Below are 18,286 nucleotides of genomic sequence, written 5' to 3' on the forward strand. Positions count from 1 at the left end.
CCCCCATTTATTTCACTAACGATAGATGTCTTTCTTCCATATTAAAGTGAGCCAGATCAAGTGTACGATCCCGAAGGTTTTTCACTGTATAGGACTCAAACATTTCAGTGAAGTGATAAATCACGTCCATATCAACCGGCGGTGTTTTCCCTCTGTAAATCATCGGATAGATTTGTTCTTCGTGTACTTCGTCTTTCCCCAGAAGCTCTTCGAACAACTTTTCTCCTGGTCTCATACCGGAATACTTGATCTTGATGTCTTCCTCCGTAAACCCAGACAGACGGATCAGGTTTTTAGCCAGGTCCACGATCCGTACCGGTTCACCCATATCGAGAACGAATACTTCTCCGCCTTCTGCAAGGGATCCGGCCTGAAGGACTAGCCTTGAAGCTTCTGGTATCGTCATGAAGTAACGAGTCATCTCAGGATGTGTAACCGTTACAGGTCCGCCGGCTTCGATCTGCTTTTTAAACAGCGGAATCACACTTCCGCGGCTGCCGAGGACGTTACCGAAACGCACGGCAACGAACTTTGTATCGCTGATCGTATCCATATGCTGCACAACCATTTCCGCAATCCGCTTCGTTGACCCCATTACGCTCGTTGGATTCACCGCTTTATCAGTGGAGACCATTACAAAGGAGCTAACATCGTAAGCATCCGCCGCTTCCGCTACATTCTTTGTTCCGATCACGTTGTTTTTCACCGCTTCGTGCGGGTTACGCTCCATGAGCGGAACGTGCTTGTGCGCTGCTGCGTGGTAGACAACGTCAGGCTCGTACTTTTCCATCACATCAAAAATCCTCTCCCGATCCTGTACGTCGGCAATCTCTGGTTCAACAGTAATATCCGGGAATTTCACTTTCAATTCCATGTCGATTCCATATATGCTGTTCTCCCCGTGGCCGAGCAGGATGATCTTTCCTGGAGAGAATCGACAAATCTGGCGGCATACTTCCGAGCCAATTGACCCGCCGGCACCTGTCACCATAATCGTTTTTCCGGTCAGCTTGTTTGAGATCGTATCCACGTCCAGTTCCACCGGTTCGCGACCGAGGAGATCTTCCACCTGAACGTCACGGACCTGGTTGACAGATACACGGCCACTCATAATATCTTCAATGGCGGGCATGATCTGGGTTTTTACTTTCGTTTCGGAACACTTTTCAAAGACAGTGTTCAGTTCTTTTTTCGACATGGATGGTATGGCGATGACAATGTGCTCGATGTTTTTATCCTCTACCAACTCCGGAATCAAGTCTGTCTCACCGACAACTGGGCAGCCCATGATCTCCAGGTTGTGCTTGGAGCGGTCGTCATCCACGAAGGCGACCGGTTCGAGCTCGGACATTTCACTCTGCTTCAGCTGCCTGGCCACCATCGTGCCCCCGTTTCCGGCACCGATCACGAGTGTGCGTTTTTTGTCTGTACGCATCGTCACTTTCGAGTCACGGTAAAGTCTCCAGGAGAAGCGGGAAGCCCCGATTAAGAGAATATGAAGCATCCACGTAACAAGAAGCGTTCGAATGAAGAGCCCCTGATAGGCAATCAAAAGCATAATGCCGACAACCACAATAGATAACGTGATCGCTTTGAAAATGGCGCTCAGTTCCTGAATGCTCGCATACTGCCAGACGCGCTGATAGAGTTTAAAGTAATAGGCAAATATATGATGACTGATTAATAATGCAACAGAACTGGCCACTATGACCGTCGGCACCATCTCCGAGCTCGCGCTCAGCATCCAGTACCCCACATAGATCGAGAACATGACAATGATCGAATCCACTGTCATCAGTAACCCTAACCTGGTTTTGTAACTCATCCTGGTCGCCCCCCTTGTTCTTATTGTTGAAAAGTAGTAACCGATCATTACTCTGGAGTGGAATAACGATGGGTTACTGCTTTTCCTGAATAGACTTTCTTATATATGTAGAAACAGGCATTCAACCTGACCTCACACCCCACCGGTGACAACAAATGTCTAAGGTTGTTCACTATAATGAACGAACCCACAGCGTGGCCGAGTACCTCCGTTGATAAAGGTGAGGAGGCATTACCTGAATGTCATCGTTTTGTAATACTTTTATGCTCATAAAGCTGACACTTAAAACGAAAGTAGTATAATACAGATAATAGGCATACAAAGTACTTATTTATTTCTGGTCTCAAAATAAACCTAGAAATCTTTTCTGCTTCACTTTTTCCGGCGGCTCGATCATTACCTGCTGGTTTTTGACGAGCAGTTCGGCGTTTTCCTGAAAATAATAGCGGGCGCTCGTCCCGAACTCGTCTTCGATCGCGTCGTAGGCTTCTCTCATACAGAAAGGCCTGTTGACCGTGTCGTGAGCGTCACTTGCGATAAAGTGAGCCAGATTCGCATCGATCAGATCCTCGGACAGCCGTTTGATCTTTTTTCCGAAACGTCCGGTTACGGAAGCTGCGGTTACCTGCGTCAGGCAGCCGTTGCGGACGAGTTCATAAAGCCGGTCCGGGTCTTTCATGACCGCTTTGTTTCGTTCAGGATGAACGATGACCGGAACTAGTCCTTTTTCCTGTTGGATACTGTACAAAAGTCGTATCGCGTATCTAGGTATTTCGTTGGAGGGGAACTCCACAAAAAAATACCTCGATCCGTTAAGTGTGAGGATATTCCTGTTTTCGTAGTCTTTGATTAGATCTCCGTTCAGGCGGATTTCCTGCCCTGGAAGGACCGTCAGATCGATTCCGTTCTCCTGAAGAAGGTGGTTTAACCGTGCTGTGCTTTCAAGCACACGATCACCGGCATTGGAATAGCTCGGGTGTTTATGATGGGGCGTGGCTACGATCGTACGAATCCCTTCCTGCACGGCAGCCTGTGCCATCGTAAGTGCTTCCGCCTCATTCGAGGGGCCATCATCCAGATTCGACAAAATATGACAGTGTATGTCGAACATAAAAGCATCCCCTTTCGTCTGCTTGTTGTTTTTTGTCTGAAACAGCGTCTCAGCGTTTACAACCCCGTTGGAAAGGGGATACTCTAGTAATCTGTGATGTTAGTTTTCACCATAATAATAGTAGTAGCTGTTATCGTCCATTTTACGGTCGTTCAATACGGTACCAATCACGTTGGCATTCGCTTTTTTCAATGCATTTACGGCTTTCACGGCCGTTTCTCTTTCTGTTTTTCCGCTACGGAGCACGAAGATCACGCCGTCTGTGAGGCTGCTGAGCACCTGGGCGTCTGTGACCAAGTTAACCGGCGGAGCGTCAAACAGAATATAGTCATACTGCTGATCGGCTTCGTCAAGGAATCGCGCCATCGCTTTTGATCCGAGCAGTTCACTCGGATTTGGCGGCACAGGTCCGGATGACAGGACATCGAGATCCTCAATTCCGGAATTCTGCACCACGTCAAGAAACCGTTTCGAACGGGTCAGCACACTCGTAAGACCCATTGTGTTATTGAGCTGGAATGTAAAATGCACGGTTGGCTTCCGCATGTCCGAATCCACGAGAAGCACCCGGTTTCCCTGCTGGGCAAGGACTACACCTAGGTTGGCGATCACCGTCGACTTCCCTTCAGCCGGACCGCTTGATGCAATTAGAATCTTCTTAATATTTTTATCCACAGAAGCAAACTGAATGTTTGTTCTCAGTGTTCGGAACTGCTCTGTTACCGGTGATTTCTGTGAATGATAGGCAATCAGACTACGCTGCTTGTCTGTTAACTGATCTTTTTGTTTACGTCTACGCGCCAAGGTTTCCACGTCCCGTTCTGCTGAGTCTCGAATCGTCATCCCGCAGCTCTTTTACGTCCACGGTTTTTATGTCGATTGGGGCAATGCTTGCCAGTACCGGCAGGCCGAGTGCCTCTTCCACCCCTTCTTCGTCTTTCAGCGTATTATCCAAAAACTCGAGCAGGAATGCCAGTCCCACAGCACCCATCATGCCGACCACAAAGGCAATGGCCATGTTCAAAGTCGGATTCGGGCTGATCGGTGAAGGATTTTCCGACAGTTCCGCACTTGAGAGAATCGATACGTTGTCCACATTCATGAGCTCCACAATATCTCTCTGAAATACTAGGGCTATCGTATTGGCCAGTTCAACAGCCTGTGCCGGATCTTCACTTTCCACTCTAATGCTAACCACCTGGGAGTCGTTATGGCTGTTTACCGAAACCATATTTCGAATTTGACTGACAGAAGCATTAATTCCCGTCTCTTCAATAACAGGATCGAGAATTCTAGGAGATATAATAATTTCATTATATGTATTTATAAGTTCCAGATTGGTTCTGACATCTGCTGAAGTAGTTGTGTTTGTTTCATCGTAAGTCTTGTTGACAAGGATTTGTGTCGAAGACTGGTACATCGGAGTGAGTAGAAAATAGGAGACTAGTGCGCTGACGGCGACTGCGGCTGCCGTAATTCCTATGATCAGCACGAGTCTTTTTTTAAGAGTCTGAAAAATATCCTTTAAACTTATCGTTTCTTCCATATTTAGTTCCCGCTTCCTTCCTATGTTTTCCTCCATTTATCATAAATGCTAAGGCAAGTTCTGTAAATCCCTTTTTGAGGAAAAAGTCTTATAGAAAAGTCCCATTTTGTAGAAAACGCTTACTTAAAGTCGAATGCGCTCTACCAAGTATATTGTGGTTTAATGTGTAAAAAGCCTATACCCTAAGGGTATTTTGCTTATTGTCGTTTCCGTAGATTGACACTATAATCAAGATATATCTATTTTGAAGGAGAAAAAAAAATGAAAAAGTTTTTTTTAATCACCGGTCTTATTATGCTGCTTATCATCGGATCGATTGCAGGATACGGCTTTTACATGTATCAGAGCGTCCAGGGCACCGTTAACAATCAGATGCATGTAGATGTCGATCGCGAAAAATCAGAAAAGCGCGAACTCGAAGTAGACATCGAAGAAAAGGAACCCCTCTCCTTCCTGCTCCTCGGAGTGGACACGGACGAAGTCCGGGGTGAACGCGGACGAACCGATACGATTATGGTCGTCACTGTTAACCCGTCAGATGAGAGTATGAAAATGCTAAGCATCCCACGGGATACACGTACCGAAATGGTCGGACGGGACTTTGACGACAAGATCAACCATGCCTACGCCTTCGGTGGACCTGAAATGGCCATGGCAACAGTCGAGAACTTTCTCGATATTCCGATCGACTACTTTATGACCGTCAACATGGACGGCTTTCAGGAAATGGTTGATGCTCTTGGCGGTGTTACTGTAAACAACAGCTTCGCCTTCCGCCAGAATTCCTATGAGTTCGCCGAAGGCGAAATCCAGCTGGACGGCTCACAGGCACTTGCCTACACCAGGATGAGAAACAGCGATCCGCAGGGTGACCTGGGCCGAAACGCCCGTCAGCGTGAAGTTCTGACAGCCATGATCCATGAAGGAGCACACTTTTCTTCTATTACAAGAGCTGGTGACATTTTAGACGCACTCGGCAACAACATTCGCACAGACCTGACGTTTGATAAGATGGTGAAAATCCAGTCGAACTACCGCGAAGCCCGCCACAACTCGGAAACACTCGAAATCGCCGGTTCCGGCTCCCGAATCGACAACGTCTGGTACTACATCGTAGATGAAGACGAACGCCAGCGCGTGTCCGGTGAACTGCGCACCCACCTCGGCCTGAATGACGACCAGGTTGTCGTAAACGATGCAGAGGAAGATGAAGAATCTTAATACGATAGCGTAAAGGTGTCCCGGAGCCGGGGCACTTTTTTTAGGTTTGGATCGATTTCCGCTCACTGCCCGCCCTTTTCGCGGTCGGTTCGGGAGCCTCCTCGTCGCTTTGCTTCTGCGGGGTCTCCCCTGAACGCGCTTTTCCCGCAGGAGTGGCGCGCGTTCGCTCCAATCAATAGATGCTGAACTAACTGGATCTCTTACTGTTAAATATCGTACGCGACATCTGTCTTTCACCATTGCATTGATGAAGCGGAAGGCGGCGACTCCTGCGGGAATTGCATTAACCGAAGACCCCGCAGGGCGCCTTTCCCGAGGAGGCTGAGGTAATGCCCGCGGTAAGCGTCCGCCTGCAGCGGAATCACCACGCTTCTTTACAGTCTATGTACCGGAAGGTACTTGTTTGTAATGACCCTCTCTCCGCAGTCCCACTTACTCCTCCGACTCAGCTGCGTAAAAGAAGTCCCGATCACCAAATGGCAACCGGGACTGTCGTATACCTTGTTTTCTTATTCCACTGCGTAGCGCATGTCGTTGATGACGTTGTCGCTCAGCTGGCCGCCGATGACGTAGAGGCTGCCTGCGCCTGAGCCGTTGAAGTAGCTGCCCACTTCGTTTGAAAGAGAGCTTCCGGCTAGTGCGAGCGGCAGGTCGGCTGCAGCTGCGAGCGGTGCGGCTGCGAGTGCATCTGGGAAGTCGCCTCCGGTCGTAAGAACGACCGCGTCGGTAGTCAGGCCGCTTCCATAGAAGTACTGTAGCAGCGCCGCGTTCGTGCCGTATCGGTTCGCACCGGCAAGACGTGTCGTGCTAGCTGCGGCTGCCTGTACCTGAGCTTCGATCTGGCTGCTCACGGCTGCTTCACCGCCTACGATAAAGGCATCCTGGCCGTTAAGAAGAGCAGCGCCGCCGTCACGGAGGCTGCCGTTTGTCAGGATGATCCCGAAGTTTTCGCCTGCTGCGATTGGTGCGGCAGCAAGAGCGTCAGGGAAATCCATACCGGAGGCCACAAAGTAGCCGTCCACGTTCGTAAGCTGTTCATTAATAAGCTGGTTCGTTTCCAGGCGGTTGGACCCGCTGATGCGCTCCACCTGGCTGATGTTTGTGTTCATAAGGTTCGCTTCCACGTTCGGGCTGATGGCGTTTTCGCCGCCGATGATGACAGCACGGTCAGCGCCGAGGCGGTTGATTTCAGATGCGAGTGTGCTCGGAAGGCGGTCGCTTCGAGTAAGGAGGATCGGAGCGTCGCCGTATTCAGCGGCAAGCGGGCCGGCTGAGAGCGCGTCAGCTGCTTCTGAACCTGTTGCGATAATGACGGTTTTGTCAGAATGATTTGTTGGGAATCCGTTCGGATACATCTGCTTGGATACTTCCACTGATGTCTGGAAGCGGTCAGCGCCGGAGAGCATATGAACATCAACGTTCGGTTCTGTCGGCTGCTGGATGTAGCGCTTCGCACCTACGTAGCGTGGTGCCCAGTAGGAATTGCTCATCGGTGTGATGATGACGCCCTGGGAGGCGGATGTGTGAATCATATTGCCGTTACCCATATAAAGGCCTGAGTGCGTTACCCCTGGGCGGCTTCCGGTATTTTCAAAGAATACGAGGTCGCCTGCCTGGAGCTCACTGTTTGAGATCGGCTGTCCTCCGTCGTACTGCTGCTGGGCGCTTCTCGGCAGTGTGATGCCGATCTGCTGGAATATGTACCAGAGGTAGCCTGAGCAGTCAAAGCCTGTGTTCGGATCCGTCCCTCCCCACAGGTACGGTGTTCCGATGTAGTTCTGTGAAATGTCAATAATGTCGTCGACCTGGCTTGCTTCTGTTCGTGACGGCTGGACCAGACTCGTGAGTACGAGTACGAGTGCCATCACGCTGATTAACCCTTTTCTCATTCTCCCTTCAACCCTCTTTCTTTCTCCCAATTTTTTGTCTTCTCTCTGTTTTCTCTTTTTTCTCTAGTATTCTCTCTCTTAAGTAAGGAAAGTAAGACGCTGTTACATTTATGCTGATGTCAGCTGACCGGGTTCCCCTTCCCGTCTGCTTCGATCAACCGATATTACTTTTGGACCAGATTGTAACAGTGCCTTTTGTAAAACAACGCTGAGTCTGTTTTTGTCCGGTGGTCCGGGCTCTCTCTTTTTTGCCATGGGCCGGTGCCGGTCAGCGTGAATTTTACAAATTTCTATTTAATCTACGTTTATTCTATAGAAATAGGGGGAAAGAAATCTAGGTTTAGAAGATTACGTTTTCGTTACAGCTTGTCATACTATCGTAAAAAACGACATAAAATGCCACGGTTGTGCGACTTTCTTTGAGGGATGGAAAAGAAATTAATTCTTTCCAAGTGTAACACTGGGATGAATTTTGCCGTCTTTGTCTGATAGAATGATGAAGTAGGACTTTTTTGCCCCTTTTTTTGCGAATTTAACATTTAGATTTCATTGTGACCGGGTAGGGGGATACTAAAGTTTCTTTCTTTCCCCATTAGTTTGCCCGGCGGTTCGAATAGTTGTGTGTGCATAATGATCAGTCATGATCGAGAAACGGAGGCCATTTATTGTGAATGAATTGCTCTATCTAGGAATCTTTGCTGTCCTGGTACTAGTCATGGGAGTTGTGGAGCACTACCGGATCAAGCAGCGAATCAACAAAATTCCGACGCGTGTCCTTATTAATGGAATACGGGGGAAATCGACCGTAACGCGCCTGATTGCCGGTATTCTTAAGGAAGACGGTCAGAAGGTTGTCGGAAAGACGACCGGGACGTCTGCCCGGATGTTTTACTGGGATCAGGAGGAAGAAGAGCCGATTGTCCGCGGACTGCAGGGGCCGAACATCAGCGAGCAGAAGCATATGGCGCGAAAAGTGGTTGACCGCGGCGCCGAAGCGTTTGTGAGTGAGTGTATGGCGGTTAATCCTGAGTACCAGAAGGTGTTTCAGGAGCATCTTGTAAAAGCGAATATCACGGTTATCGCGAACGTGATTGAGGACCACCTTGATGTGATGGGACCAACGCTTGATGATATTGCCGAGGCGTTCAGTTCGACGATTCCGCATAACGGCTACCTCATTATTCCGGAAACGGAGTATCAGCGTTATTTTGAACGCATCGCTCAAAAACGAAATACGAAAGTGATAGTGGCAGAAGAAAGTGTTGTGGACGAGGAATATCTGAAACAGTTCCCGTTCATGATTTTCCCTCAGAATGCCGCTCTTGCTCTTGGTGTAGCCGAGGCACTGGGCATTGACCGGGAGACTGCTCTTCGCGGGATGCTGACAGCGCCGGTGGATCCAGGTGCCATGCGTGTGCACCGGTTCGGGGAACCTGCCCGGCCGAAATACTTTTTTAACGGATTTGCGGCGAACGATGCTACTTCTACTTTGAGCATCTGGGACCGTGTGAAGGAGCTCGACTATCCGATGGAACACGGTACAATCATCATGAACTGCCGTGAAGACCGGATGGACCGGACGCTTCAGTTTGTGGATGATGTGCTGCCGCACTTTGATGCGAAGACGCTCATCCTGATCGGAAGCGGTGTTAGACCGATCCTGAATGCCCACAAAGAAGGCAAGCTTCCTTATGAGGAAGTGATTAATCTTGAGAAGCAGCCGGCTGAAACGGTGCTTGAGAAGCTTCAGGCGCTGCCGGGCGATTCGGTTATTTACGGTATTGGTAACATTAAAGGAAGCGGTGAAGATCTCGCTGAAGCGATTGAAGAGATCCGTCTGCTGGACGATGCGCGGCTTGAAGATTATAAACTCGAGAACGAGGATGCACCAGCGAAGGAAACAGTGTCTGGAGGATTACCTCCGCGGAGCCAGCGCTCCCGTGCAGCGAATCCGAATTATATTCAGACTCCGCTTAAGTAACAGACAAACCATTTAATTTCAGAACGTGAAGGAGATGTCGCCGCCGTGTTCGGTACAGACTTATATATTGCAATTGTATTGGGAGTTTTACTCAGTTTGGTGTACGTGGAAAAAACAGGTATCATGCCAGCCGGGCTAATCGTGCCCGGCTATATGGCGTTGATTTTTGATCACCTGATGGCCGTAGTGGTCGTTGCTATTATCAGTTTAATTACTTTCTTACTGGTTACTCAGGTGCTTGGGCGTCTGACCGTGTTATACGGACGCCGTAAGTTTGCTGCTATGCTTGTGGTCGGGGTGCTTCTGAAGATGAGCTTTGATTTCTTTTACCCCATGACCGCCTTTGAGACCTTCGAGCTTCGGGGGATCGGGGTTATTGTCCCCGGTCTGATAGCCAACACTATCCAGAAGCAGGGAGTTATACCGACGTTCAGTTCCACGCTTGTGATTTCGTTCTTAACTTTCGTACTAATCACAGCCTATCACTTGTTCTAGAGAGGGATCCGTTGTATGGAAAAGGAGAAAAAAGACTTTAAAGAACGTATGCGGGCCTGGACGATGCGCGAGCGGAAGAAAGCCCTGCCCCATTCGATTATTGCATTAGCTATTGTATTGCTTATTATGTTTACAGAACCGTTCTGGAACTCAGTAGATGTTCCTGAAAATACGCGCCCGGACAATGTGGAGCACAGAATTTCCATGGTCGGGGATATGATGACAGGCCGTCACGTGCAGGATGCAGCTGAGCAGGCCGGTGAGCCGCTGTCGCGGGTCTTCCGCTACACAGCGCCTTATTTTCATGAGTCGGACTACGTAACGGGGAACCTTGAGGTTCCGGTTATGGACGACAGGATGGATGATTTTGATGATCTATTGGATGAATATGAGTTTGATAAACTGATTCACCTGTATGGCCCGCTCGGTACGATTGAAGCTCTGCAGTATGCAGGGTTTGACTCGGTTAACTTTGCGAATAACCATACGCTCGACTACGGTACTCTTTCGTTTGACCAGACGATGGAACATATGAAAGGAACCGGCATTGAGATGGTCGGAATCGGCCACCGCCTCGGTGATGAAACCGGTGAGATCGTCGTAGAAGGCGACGAGTTCGGCGAAGATGGTTTCGAAGAGGACGGCTGGGGTGAAGAAGGTTTTGAAGATGATGAGTTCGCCCAGGACGGCGAGTCAGATGATCCTGCTGCCGGCGGTGAGGAAGACAACGGCGGTATGGAAGACGGTGACGCCGGTAATGAAGAGCCTGCCCGTGATGAGCGGACCCAGGATGAGATCATTGAAGATGAAAACATGGATGCAGCACGCATCTCTTATCATGAGCTTGAAAACGGCCCGACCATTGCGGTGCTCGGGATTACCGATGTGTTTTATCCGAACTTTAGTGCCGGACAGAGCTACGGGGTATTTACCACGTCCTTTGTAGGTGAAGGAACGAGCAGCTCCGGTCTTGAGCTTATGCAGCAGCGGATCCGCGAGGCCGATCAGAATGCGGATATCGTGATGGTTCACGTCCACTGGGGCGAGGAGTATCAGGTCGGGTATAACGACGAACAAGCGGCTATGGCACGAATTATGTCCCGATCCGGCGCCGATGTGATTATCGGTCACCACTCCCACGTACTTGAGGAAGTGGAGATCCTTTCCATGGAAGCCCCTGACGGCACGACAAACAGTACACTTGTGATGTACGGCCTGGGCAACTTTGTGTTTGACCAGGGCTGGACACGGACGAAGGAATCGACCCTCGCCCAGCTTGATATTTTAGATGACGGAAGCTCCCAGGTGAGCTTTATTCCGATGAACGTAATTGACTCGACGCCGCGGGCGACGCAGGGAATTATGAAGCCTTACCGTGACTGGCGGATGTTCCGTACGCTGCGCAAAAATCTTGACCGCGATCTGTGGCATACCGAAGACGGGCGCCTCGTTGTGGATCTTGACGCTGCCGGCGTGCTCGACTGGGAAAGGAATGAGTAAGGGGATATGACAGCATTACGGATAACCAATGTGGCTGCGATCCTGATTTTTCTTGGACTCGTGGTGTTTACGATATTTGAAGATAACATCCTGCAGATTTCCGACCCTTACGCCGACGATGATCAGGAGGAAACCCTTGAGGTGGGCACCGGTTCCGGCGGTGGCGGAGATGCAGGCTCAGGAGATGATGACGGTTCCGAAGATGGGATCGAGGAGCCTGAAGACCAGGGCTACGTTTACGGCGTGAGTGCCGGGCACCCCCTTGCAGTCGATGCGGGTATGAGTGTGCTCCGTGATGGCGGGAACGCCGTTGAAGCGGCCATTGCCGTTGCGTTTACGCTGAACGTGGTCGAACCGTTTGGTTCCGGTCTCGGCGGCGGCGGTCAGATGCTCGTTCACGAGCCTGGCGGAGAAGTAGCAAGCTATGACTATCGTGAAGCTGCGCCGACAAGCGGTGCGTGGGATGACCGCGGTGTTGCGGTTCCCGGGCTTGTAGCAGGACTAGAAAAACTTTATCAGGACTATGGTAATGAGTTTACGTGGCCTGAACTGATTGAGGATGCTCATACCCTTGCGGCAGACGGCTTCCTCGTGGATACGATGCTGAGCGACCGGATTGACCGGGCGTCACGTTACATTATGTTCAATGATCCTCAGACTCAGGAGGAATACCTCCCTGGCGGCCGTGCGATCGAGCGTCACGAAGAGCTCGTCCAGACGCGGATGGCTGAGATGCTTGAGCGGATCGGTGAAGAAGGTGCCTCTGCTTTTTATGAAGGTGAATTTGCCCAGGCTGTGGCAGACAATACGCAGCTGTCAACGAACGATCTTCTTGAATACGACGTGAAGCAGTACGATCCGGTTGTAGGCGACTTTGGCGACTACACGGTGTACGGTGCTTCTGCTCCTTCCTCTGCGGCAACGACGATTCAGATGCTTCAGATGGCAGAAAGTCTTGATCTGCAGGAAGCGCTCGAGGGACTGAGCGATCAGTCTGACGCCGAGGCGTTCGGGAATATGAATATGAGTGACTGGGTTGACGATGGTGGCGAAGTGAAACTGGGCCATCTCGTGAACGACGAAGCGTGGCTTCCGGTTTACATTCACCTGATGACTGAGATCACGAAAGCGGCTTACAGTTCTCGTCTTGATACTGTCGGTGACCCGGAATTTAACACCGATATGGACTTTAATGAGCCTGTGAGCATGCCGTTCACGGACGGGATCCTGGCCGATGAGGACCGGATTAATTTTGACCGTATCTCCTACGCCGATCAGTTCGATGAGCCTGCTGCGATGAATGACTCCCGTCACACGACGCACTTTGTCGTTGTGGACCAGGAAGGCCGGATGGTTTCTGCCACCCACTCTCTCGGTGAGTTCTTCGGATCAGGTAACAACGTAAATGGTGTGTTCTTAAATAACCAGATGTACAACTTCAGCGGCAACGCGGAGTCACCGAACGTGTATGAGCCGGGCAAACGTCCGCGTACGTTCGTATCTCCGATCATCCTGGCCAACAAGCCGGATGAAACTGCCGGTGAAATGGAAATGGCTGAGCTAGGAATCGGGTCCCCTGGCGGACGACGGATTCCGGCAATGGTTTTCCAGACGATTATGCAGTATGCCTATGGTGTACATGATGATACAGGTGAGCCGCTGACTCTTCAGGAAGCGATCTCCCGTGGCCGTTTCTATACGGAAGGCAACCTGATTTATAACGAAACAGGCATTTCAGATGATATTCAGAACATTTTCCTTGAGGATATGGGCTATGACCTGCAGATCCGTAACTCGCCTCTCTTCTACGGCGGTATTCAGGGCCTCGGCGTTGAATACGAAAACGGTGCTGTCCAGCGAATCTTCGGCGGAGGCGACCCTCGCCGCGGCGGCGCATGGCAGCTTGGTACCGATGAAGGTGAACAGGATCAGCAGGACGGCGGGGATGATGATGTTGAATAGGTTTTGAATTGTCTTTTGATGAGTTTTGAGTAATTTGAGTGAGAGGGCCTCCCCGGTTTGGGGAGGTTCTTTTTTGGGGGTTTTGCGATAGTGAAAACGCCCCCTTCATTTAATCAAGGGGGCGTTTTCCTGCTGTAATTGTTGTTTGTACTTTCTTCATTTTTTAAATGGGATCTTATTGTATATTTCTTTGAGGAAAGGATCCTGGCTCTTCTTATAACATTTCTGTTCGACGATTTTTCTAATCTGTTCATTGTCCGGCTCTAAGTGGGCAGCCCTGCTCGTGCTCGCTGTTTTAAACTTAATCATTTCGCCGTCAATAAACTTATATGCTAAGGGCAAGCTAATCACTCCTTTATGATTACCTTGCCCTATGGTATGCAATATCTTGTTTGTTTAGGTTTATTTACGAGTAAATCTTTTTCTGAATAGTGGATCTGTCTGGGTTTTATAGCCTTTCGCCATAACTACATCGCGAATCCTGGCCTCATCAATTTCGATGTTGGAAGTAACGTTTCTGGATGTAACAATTCCCTCTGACCCGTCTTTCTTCACACCATAGCGGATTCTTCCACGACTTGGTTTACGGCTTTCTGAAACAGCGGAAGTTTCGAGTGTGCTTTTCTGGTCAGCCATGGTTCACCTTCCTCCCCAATTATGAGTGTAACAAAATCATACCATTCGCCAATTTATCTCTCAAGTTCCAAGCCGTTACGCTTTGTCCACATTCGGATTATATTGTATTCGGTTAAGACTTGAACAATTGAGAATATGTTTTTAAAGAAATCAAGGTCCTGTTCCTGGAAATTGAAGTCTTCAGTATGAATACTCACAAGGGCGAACTCATCCGTAGTACTGAACATGTTCGTTTTAAACGCGATTGTTCCTTTGTAGACTGAATCAGTACCAGTTAAAAGGACGTTATGGCATGCTTCTTTAATCGAAACCGGCTGTCTGTCGACCTGCTCTTTCAACTCTTCCTCTGAATACTCGTTCGTAGCAGAAACAAAGTATCTTAATTCATAATTCGACTGCCCATAAGAGTAACCCTTCTGAATTGTTCTAAGAACGTATGTAAGCAGCTGTATTACGTCAATAACGTATTCAATACTTTCATTACCATCTTGATCTTCAACACGATTCTCAATAATAAAATTTGGAATATTTTTATTTATTGATACTTGATCCAGCAGGATCGTTCTTACCGCCTCTTGCAACGAATATACCTCACTTACTTTCGTATACTTCTGTTCGACTTGTGCAGCAAACTCCGCTGAAGCCCCGAACAAAGAAAACTTTCTTAGATCTTTATCAGAGAAAGGCAGCCTTGCAATCATCCAAACCAATATTAATATAAGGAATATTGAGACAATTAAGAGCGTATGTGCAATCGCTTGGTTTTGTAAAATAAAATCTAATATTGCCTGATCTGCTATTTTTCCGGGCCTTAAAAGCTCTGGTATATTAATTAATAATGTGATTATTACTGTAAATACCATTAATCCTGGAATGATAAACTGGACAGTAGACTCGTTTAAGTACTTCGTACGCCAGATAAATGGGACAACGATGAGACATAAAATGATTATAATCAAAATCCAAGCAAGATCAGATGGCATATACTCTACCCCTCTTCCTCAATCAGACTGATATTATTCGGATATCTCACAGGCGGAGCCGTGTCTGCCTCTTCATCAGGGCCGGTGAGTTCTACGTAATTGCCTCTATCAAATTGATCATAGGTGGTCTCGTCGGTTCGGTAATAAGCCAGATCCAGATTCTCGTCCTCGCTTACATGGAGCACGTTGCCTGTATGAACCCCTTCGGTATCGTGATCGCCTTCAAGGACTAAAAATTCGTAGGTCAATTCGCCATGTTCGTTTATGATGTTTTTCTCGATGATGGTACCCTGCCAGTTCACTGTGCTGCTCGCCTCTTCCGTGGAATTGAGACAGCCTTGCTGCAGAACGGCGAGAATCAGGACCGGGATGATCGTGAATAGTACTCGCATTCGATACTTCCCTCCCCTTTTGCTGTGTAAGTCGTGATGCCGTTGGTGCGGGTTACGGATTTCTTTTCCATTTGTTTCTGCGTTCAATGAGCACCCAGATGAGGATGCCGATCGCGCCGCCGGCCATATCGAGGAGTACGTCTTCAACCATACCGCTCCGTCCGGGATGAAAATGATGGCGGACTTCATCGTAGGCCGCGTAGGCGGTGATAAAAGCGATGGCGGCGACGGCAGCTTCGGGGATGCGTCTGATCCACAGCCGGGCGACGCGGTACGCGAGTATGGCGAGTACAAGATAGACGAGAACGTGTGCGCCTTTTCGAAGGAAGAATTCCACAAACTGTTCGGTTGTGCGGGTTTCGAGTGAGACAACGCTGGTGCCGTAGTAAAAGCTCACCCAGCCGAACATGTTCTCGACCCAGTTTAAGTTGAGGGCGCTGAGCGGCGAGTCGAGGCTCTGGTCGCCTGCGGGCATGGATGAGGCGTACTGAATCATGCCTATCCAGGCGAGAAACGGGACGTAATGGCTGAGCAGGTGATTCGGATAGTTCTTGTGCCAGTTGGACATGGTGTGTGGTGCTCCTTTATTTGGTGGTGGTTATGTTTGGGTGGGGTTTGGGTTTGGGATTTTAGGTTTTGCTGGATGCAGTTGGGTAATCAGGGTTTTAGTTTAAGGTCTGCGTTTAGGTTTAGCTGCGTGCAGTTAGATGGCTCGATGGGGTCTATTATATAGGAGAATTGGGTGTTTGTGGGAATTATCTGTGATTTCTTCAGGATTCGAGTGAGATTCGTGGGGATTTGCAGGTTAAATAAACGTTTGTTTAAGGTGCGAGTGGTGTCTGGTGGTAAGGGATTGTGGAGATTATGGAACTGGATGTTGCATTAGAGGTCTTAGTTTTTGTTTAGAGGTCTTAGATAAGCCTTTAAGGGTCTTAGTTTTTGTTTAGAGGTCTTAGATAAGTCTTTAACGGTCTTAAATTTTTTTTAGGGGTTTTAGAAGTTCTGGTGCTGCGAAGAGAGGGCTGAGATTATACGTCTTTCCTCTCCCCCTCCCCTCGGAAGGTAAATGGAGCTTCTTAAGTATGCTTGTTGCAGTGTGGGGTTCGAGTTTTAAAAAGTCGGCGAATGTTTTGTGTGTAACTGTGTTTCCCAATAGGAGCCAGTAGTCTTTAAGGGCATACATGACAACATCCTTCGTGTTGAATCTGGTTTCACATTTATGGCATCTCCAGCCTCTCGGTCCCCGGAGGAGCTGCTGCCAAGGGCATGTGTGGCAGAACACACCTTTGTTTAGATCGTTGATAGTGAGCTGATATTTTTTCATCAAATTTGGGATGAAGGGGGTATGATCATTGAGGATCCGGGCGTCTATACGATTTTGTTCATCAGAGGTAATAGCTTCGTCAGGGTAATTTTTCAGCACTCTCTGAAGTCTTGATTCAATGTGGGATCTCCTGACCACGCGGTGCTTGTGGCGGAAGTCTTCGCTGAAGAGGATTTTGGGTTTGTCGTTTGCCATGACAGCAAGGTACTCGATGGGGATTGGCGGAAGGCGGTTTGTGCGAAGCCAAATATGGAGCTTGGATTTCTGTCGTCTGGCCTGTTCTACTGGGCAGTTGTAGGTTTTTTCCGTGTACTCCTCTTTTGTCTCATCCCATCTTTCCTGGATGAGCTGTTCGGAGTCGCCTTTGAAATAGAGAGAGGTGCCGCCGTTGTTTTTAATTTCAAGGATAATGGCAAGGTGACGTGAGACGAGGAGTGTATCGATCTGCACATAGTCGGCTGGTCTGTAGGGGAGGCGCGGATTGCAGTAGATGTAAAAAGGCGGAATGTCGGCGGTTTCGATGTGAAATTCGGTGTTTACTTCTCCCTTATGACCTGAGACTGTCATGCGGTGCTGGGTAATGACGTCGGCTTTTTTGGGGTGGCGATCGGGCAGTCGTCTTATGAGAGCTTCTTCAGCGAGGAGATCGAGTGGTTTGGTGCGCGGCATCCGAATGATCATTGTCATGGAGAGGCATCCTTTCGTGCGGAGAGTTTACTGAGGGTTGCTTTTATTTTACATGAAGTGGTCGGGACTTTGTACAAAAAAAAGAAACCGCTATCGGCGTGGCGGTTTACGGGATTGAGGCAGGCCGGTTCTGGCGCGGAAAACGTAATCGGTTTTGAGGATCCCTTTTTTCCCGCGCCCGGCAGGGTTACTGATTTCTTTTTCCTCGGTGCGTGCGACTGTAGACTGGTCACTGTGCTCCAGATCTTTAATGAGCCGGGCGAGATCATTGAAAAAATCTTTTTTGTTCATGGCGGACCTCCTTTCTTTTTGGCGGCTGGGTTGCTTCGGGGTGGTTCAGCTAACCGGCAAGGCATTTAGGAAATGTATGCCGGGTTAATATGATTACTCTGCATCTGAGCTTATTTTCTTCACTTTTTCCTCCAGTTCCTCGAGCTGTTCGCGGAGGTAGTCGTTCTCCTGCTTGAGATCGGTGGCTTTGGAGGAGTAGTGTGGGTCGGTTTCCCACCAGTCCATGCCGATTTCCTTGGCTTTGTCCACGGATGCGATGAGGAGTCTGATTTTGATTGTAAGGAGTTCCACATCGGCGATGTTGATTTTAATGTCGCCGGCGATAACGACGCCTTTGTCGAGAACGGTTTCGAGTACGTCGACGAGGCTGTTGGAGTTGGTGGACTGTTTGATTTCATTTCTATCTCGTTCCATGGGGTGTTCACTCTCCTTAGTGTATGCGG

Annotated in this window: 17 protein-coding genes; 5 read left to right on the plus strand and 12 right to left on the minus strand. The window is 49.0% G+C overall.

Annotated features, from left to right (window positions below):
• Positions 1-7: 7 nt before the first annotated feature.
• The 4 genes from CR205_RS16740 to CR205_RS16755 form a co-directional block, all read right to left on the minus strand.
• Positions 8-1,825: a polysaccharide biosynthesis protein gene (locus CR205_RS16740; RefSeq protein ID WP_110521288.1), complete on the minus strand. Its 1,818-nt coding sequence runs from the start codon at positions 1,823-1,825 to the stop codon at positions 8-10.
• 343 nt (positions 1,826-2,168) lie between these two features.
• Positions 2,169-2,936, minus strand: coding sequence for a tyrosine-protein phosphatase (locus CR205_RS16745; protein ID WP_110521289.1), 768 nt, complete (start codon positions 2,934-2,936; stop codon positions 2,169-2,171).
• A gap of 99 nt (positions 2,937-3,035) precedes the next feature.
• Complete coding sequence (locus CR205_RS16750) at positions 3,036-3,749, minus strand: CpsD/CapB family tyrosine-protein kinase (protein WP_328587735.1); 714 nt, start codon at positions 3,747-3,749, stop codon at positions 3,036-3,038.
• Positions 3,730-4,482, minus strand: coding sequence for a YveK family protein (locus CR205_RS16755; RefSeq protein WP_110521291.1), 753 nt, complete (start codon positions 4,480-4,482; stop codon positions 3,730-3,732). Before CR205_RS16755 ends, CR205_RS16750 begins: the two co-directional genes overlap by 20 nt.
• Positions 4,483-4,743: 261 nt before the next feature.
• Between CR205_RS16755 and CR205_RS16760 the strand changes: the two genes are divergently transcribed.
• The gene (locus CR205_RS16760; protein WP_110521292.1) at positions 4,744-5,703 is read left to right on the plus strand and encodes an LCP family glycopolymer transferase; all 960 of its coding nucleotides are present in this window, start codon (positions 4,744-4,746) and stop codon (positions 5,701-5,703) included.
• Positions 5,704-6,212: 509 nt separating this feature from the next.
• On the opposite strand, the gene CR205_RS16765 is transcribed toward CR205_RS16760, so the two are convergent.
• Entirely contained in the window at positions 6,213-7,592 is a 1,380-nt protein-coding gene (locus CR205_RS16765) for a cell wall-binding repeat-containing protein (RefSeq protein ID WP_110521293.1), read from the minus strand.
• Between the two features lie 676 nt (positions 7,593-8,268).
• On the opposite strand from CR205_RS16765, the gene pgsB reads away from it, so the two are divergent.
• From pgsB to CR205_RS16785, 4 genes are read left to right on the plus strand one after another with little or no spacing between them, the layout of a single operon-like run.
• A complete protein-coding gene (gene pgsB / locus CR205_RS16770; protein ID WP_268877435.1) occupies positions 8,269-9,573 on the plus strand; it encodes a poly-gamma-glutamate synthase PgsB in 1,305 nt (434 codons plus the stop codon).
• A 45-nt stretch (positions 9,574-9,618) separates the two neighbouring features.
• Positions 9,619-10,068, plus strand: coding sequence for a poly-gamma-glutamate biosynthesis protein PgsC (pgsC, locus tag CR205_RS16775; RefSeq protein ID WP_110521295.1), 450 nt, complete (start codon positions 9,619-9,621; stop codon positions 10,066-10,068).
• 15 nt (positions 10,069-10,083) lie between these two features.
• Entirely contained in the window at positions 10,084-11,568 is a 1,485-nt protein-coding gene (locus CR205_RS16780) for a CapA family protein (protein ID WP_110521296.1), read from the plus strand.
• Positions 11,569-11,574: 6 nt separating this feature from the next.
• A complete protein-coding gene (locus CR205_RS16785) occupies positions 11,575-13,530 on the plus strand; it encodes a gamma-glutamyltransferase family protein (RefSeq protein WP_110521297.1) in 1,956 nt (651 codons plus the stop codon).
• A 402-nt stretch (positions 13,531-13,932) separates the two neighbouring features.
• Here CR205_RS16785 and CR205_RS16795 read toward each other — a convergent pair whose 3' ends face one another.
• The 7 genes from CR205_RS16795 to CR205_RS16825 form a co-directional block, all read right to left on the minus strand.
• A complete protein-coding gene (locus CR205_RS16795) occupies positions 13,933-14,166 on the minus strand; it encodes a hypothetical protein (RefSeq protein ID WP_110521299.1) in 234 nt (77 codons plus the stop codon).
• A gap of 53 nt (positions 14,167-14,219) precedes the next feature.
• The gene (locus CR205_RS16800; protein ID WP_110521300.1) at positions 14,220-15,149 is read right to left on the minus strand and encodes a hypothetical protein; all 930 of its coding nucleotides are present in this window, start codon (positions 15,147-15,149) and stop codon (positions 14,220-14,222) included.
• A 5-nt stretch (positions 15,150-15,154) separates the two neighbouring features.
• Positions 15,155-15,541 carry a hypothetical protein gene (locus tag CR205_RS16805; protein WP_110521301.1) on the minus strand — a complete coding sequence of 129 codons (387 nt, stop codon included), beginning with the start codon at positions 15,539-15,541 and terminating at the stop codon, positions 15,155-15,157.
• A gap of 52 nt (positions 15,542-15,593) precedes the next feature.
• Complete coding sequence (locus CR205_RS16810; RefSeq protein WP_110521302.1) at positions 15,594-16,109, minus strand: VanZ family protein; 516 nt, start codon at positions 16,107-16,109, stop codon at positions 15,594-15,596.
• Positions 16,110-16,514: 405 nt separating this feature from the next.
• A complete protein-coding gene (locus CR205_RS16815) occupies positions 16,515-17,552 on the minus strand; it encodes a nuclease-related domain-containing protein (RefSeq protein WP_110521303.1) in 1,038 nt (345 codons plus the stop codon).
• Between the two features lie 90 nt (positions 17,553-17,642).
• A complete protein-coding gene (locus CR205_RS16820) occupies positions 17,643-17,843 on the minus strand; it encodes a hypothetical protein (protein ID WP_110521304.1) in 201 nt (66 codons plus the stop codon).
• Between the two features lie 93 nt (positions 17,844-17,936).
• Positions 17,937-18,257, minus strand: coding sequence for a gas vesicle protein (locus CR205_RS16825; protein ID WP_110521305.1), 321 nt, complete (start codon positions 18,255-18,257; stop codon positions 17,937-17,939).
• Positions 18,258-18,286 lie beyond the last annotated feature (29 nt).

The sequence above is a fragment of the Alteribacter lacisalsi genome (genome assembly GCF_003226345.1).
Lineage (GTDB): Bacteria > Bacillota > Bacilli > Bacillales > Salisediminibacteriaceae > Alteribacter > Alteribacter lacisalsi.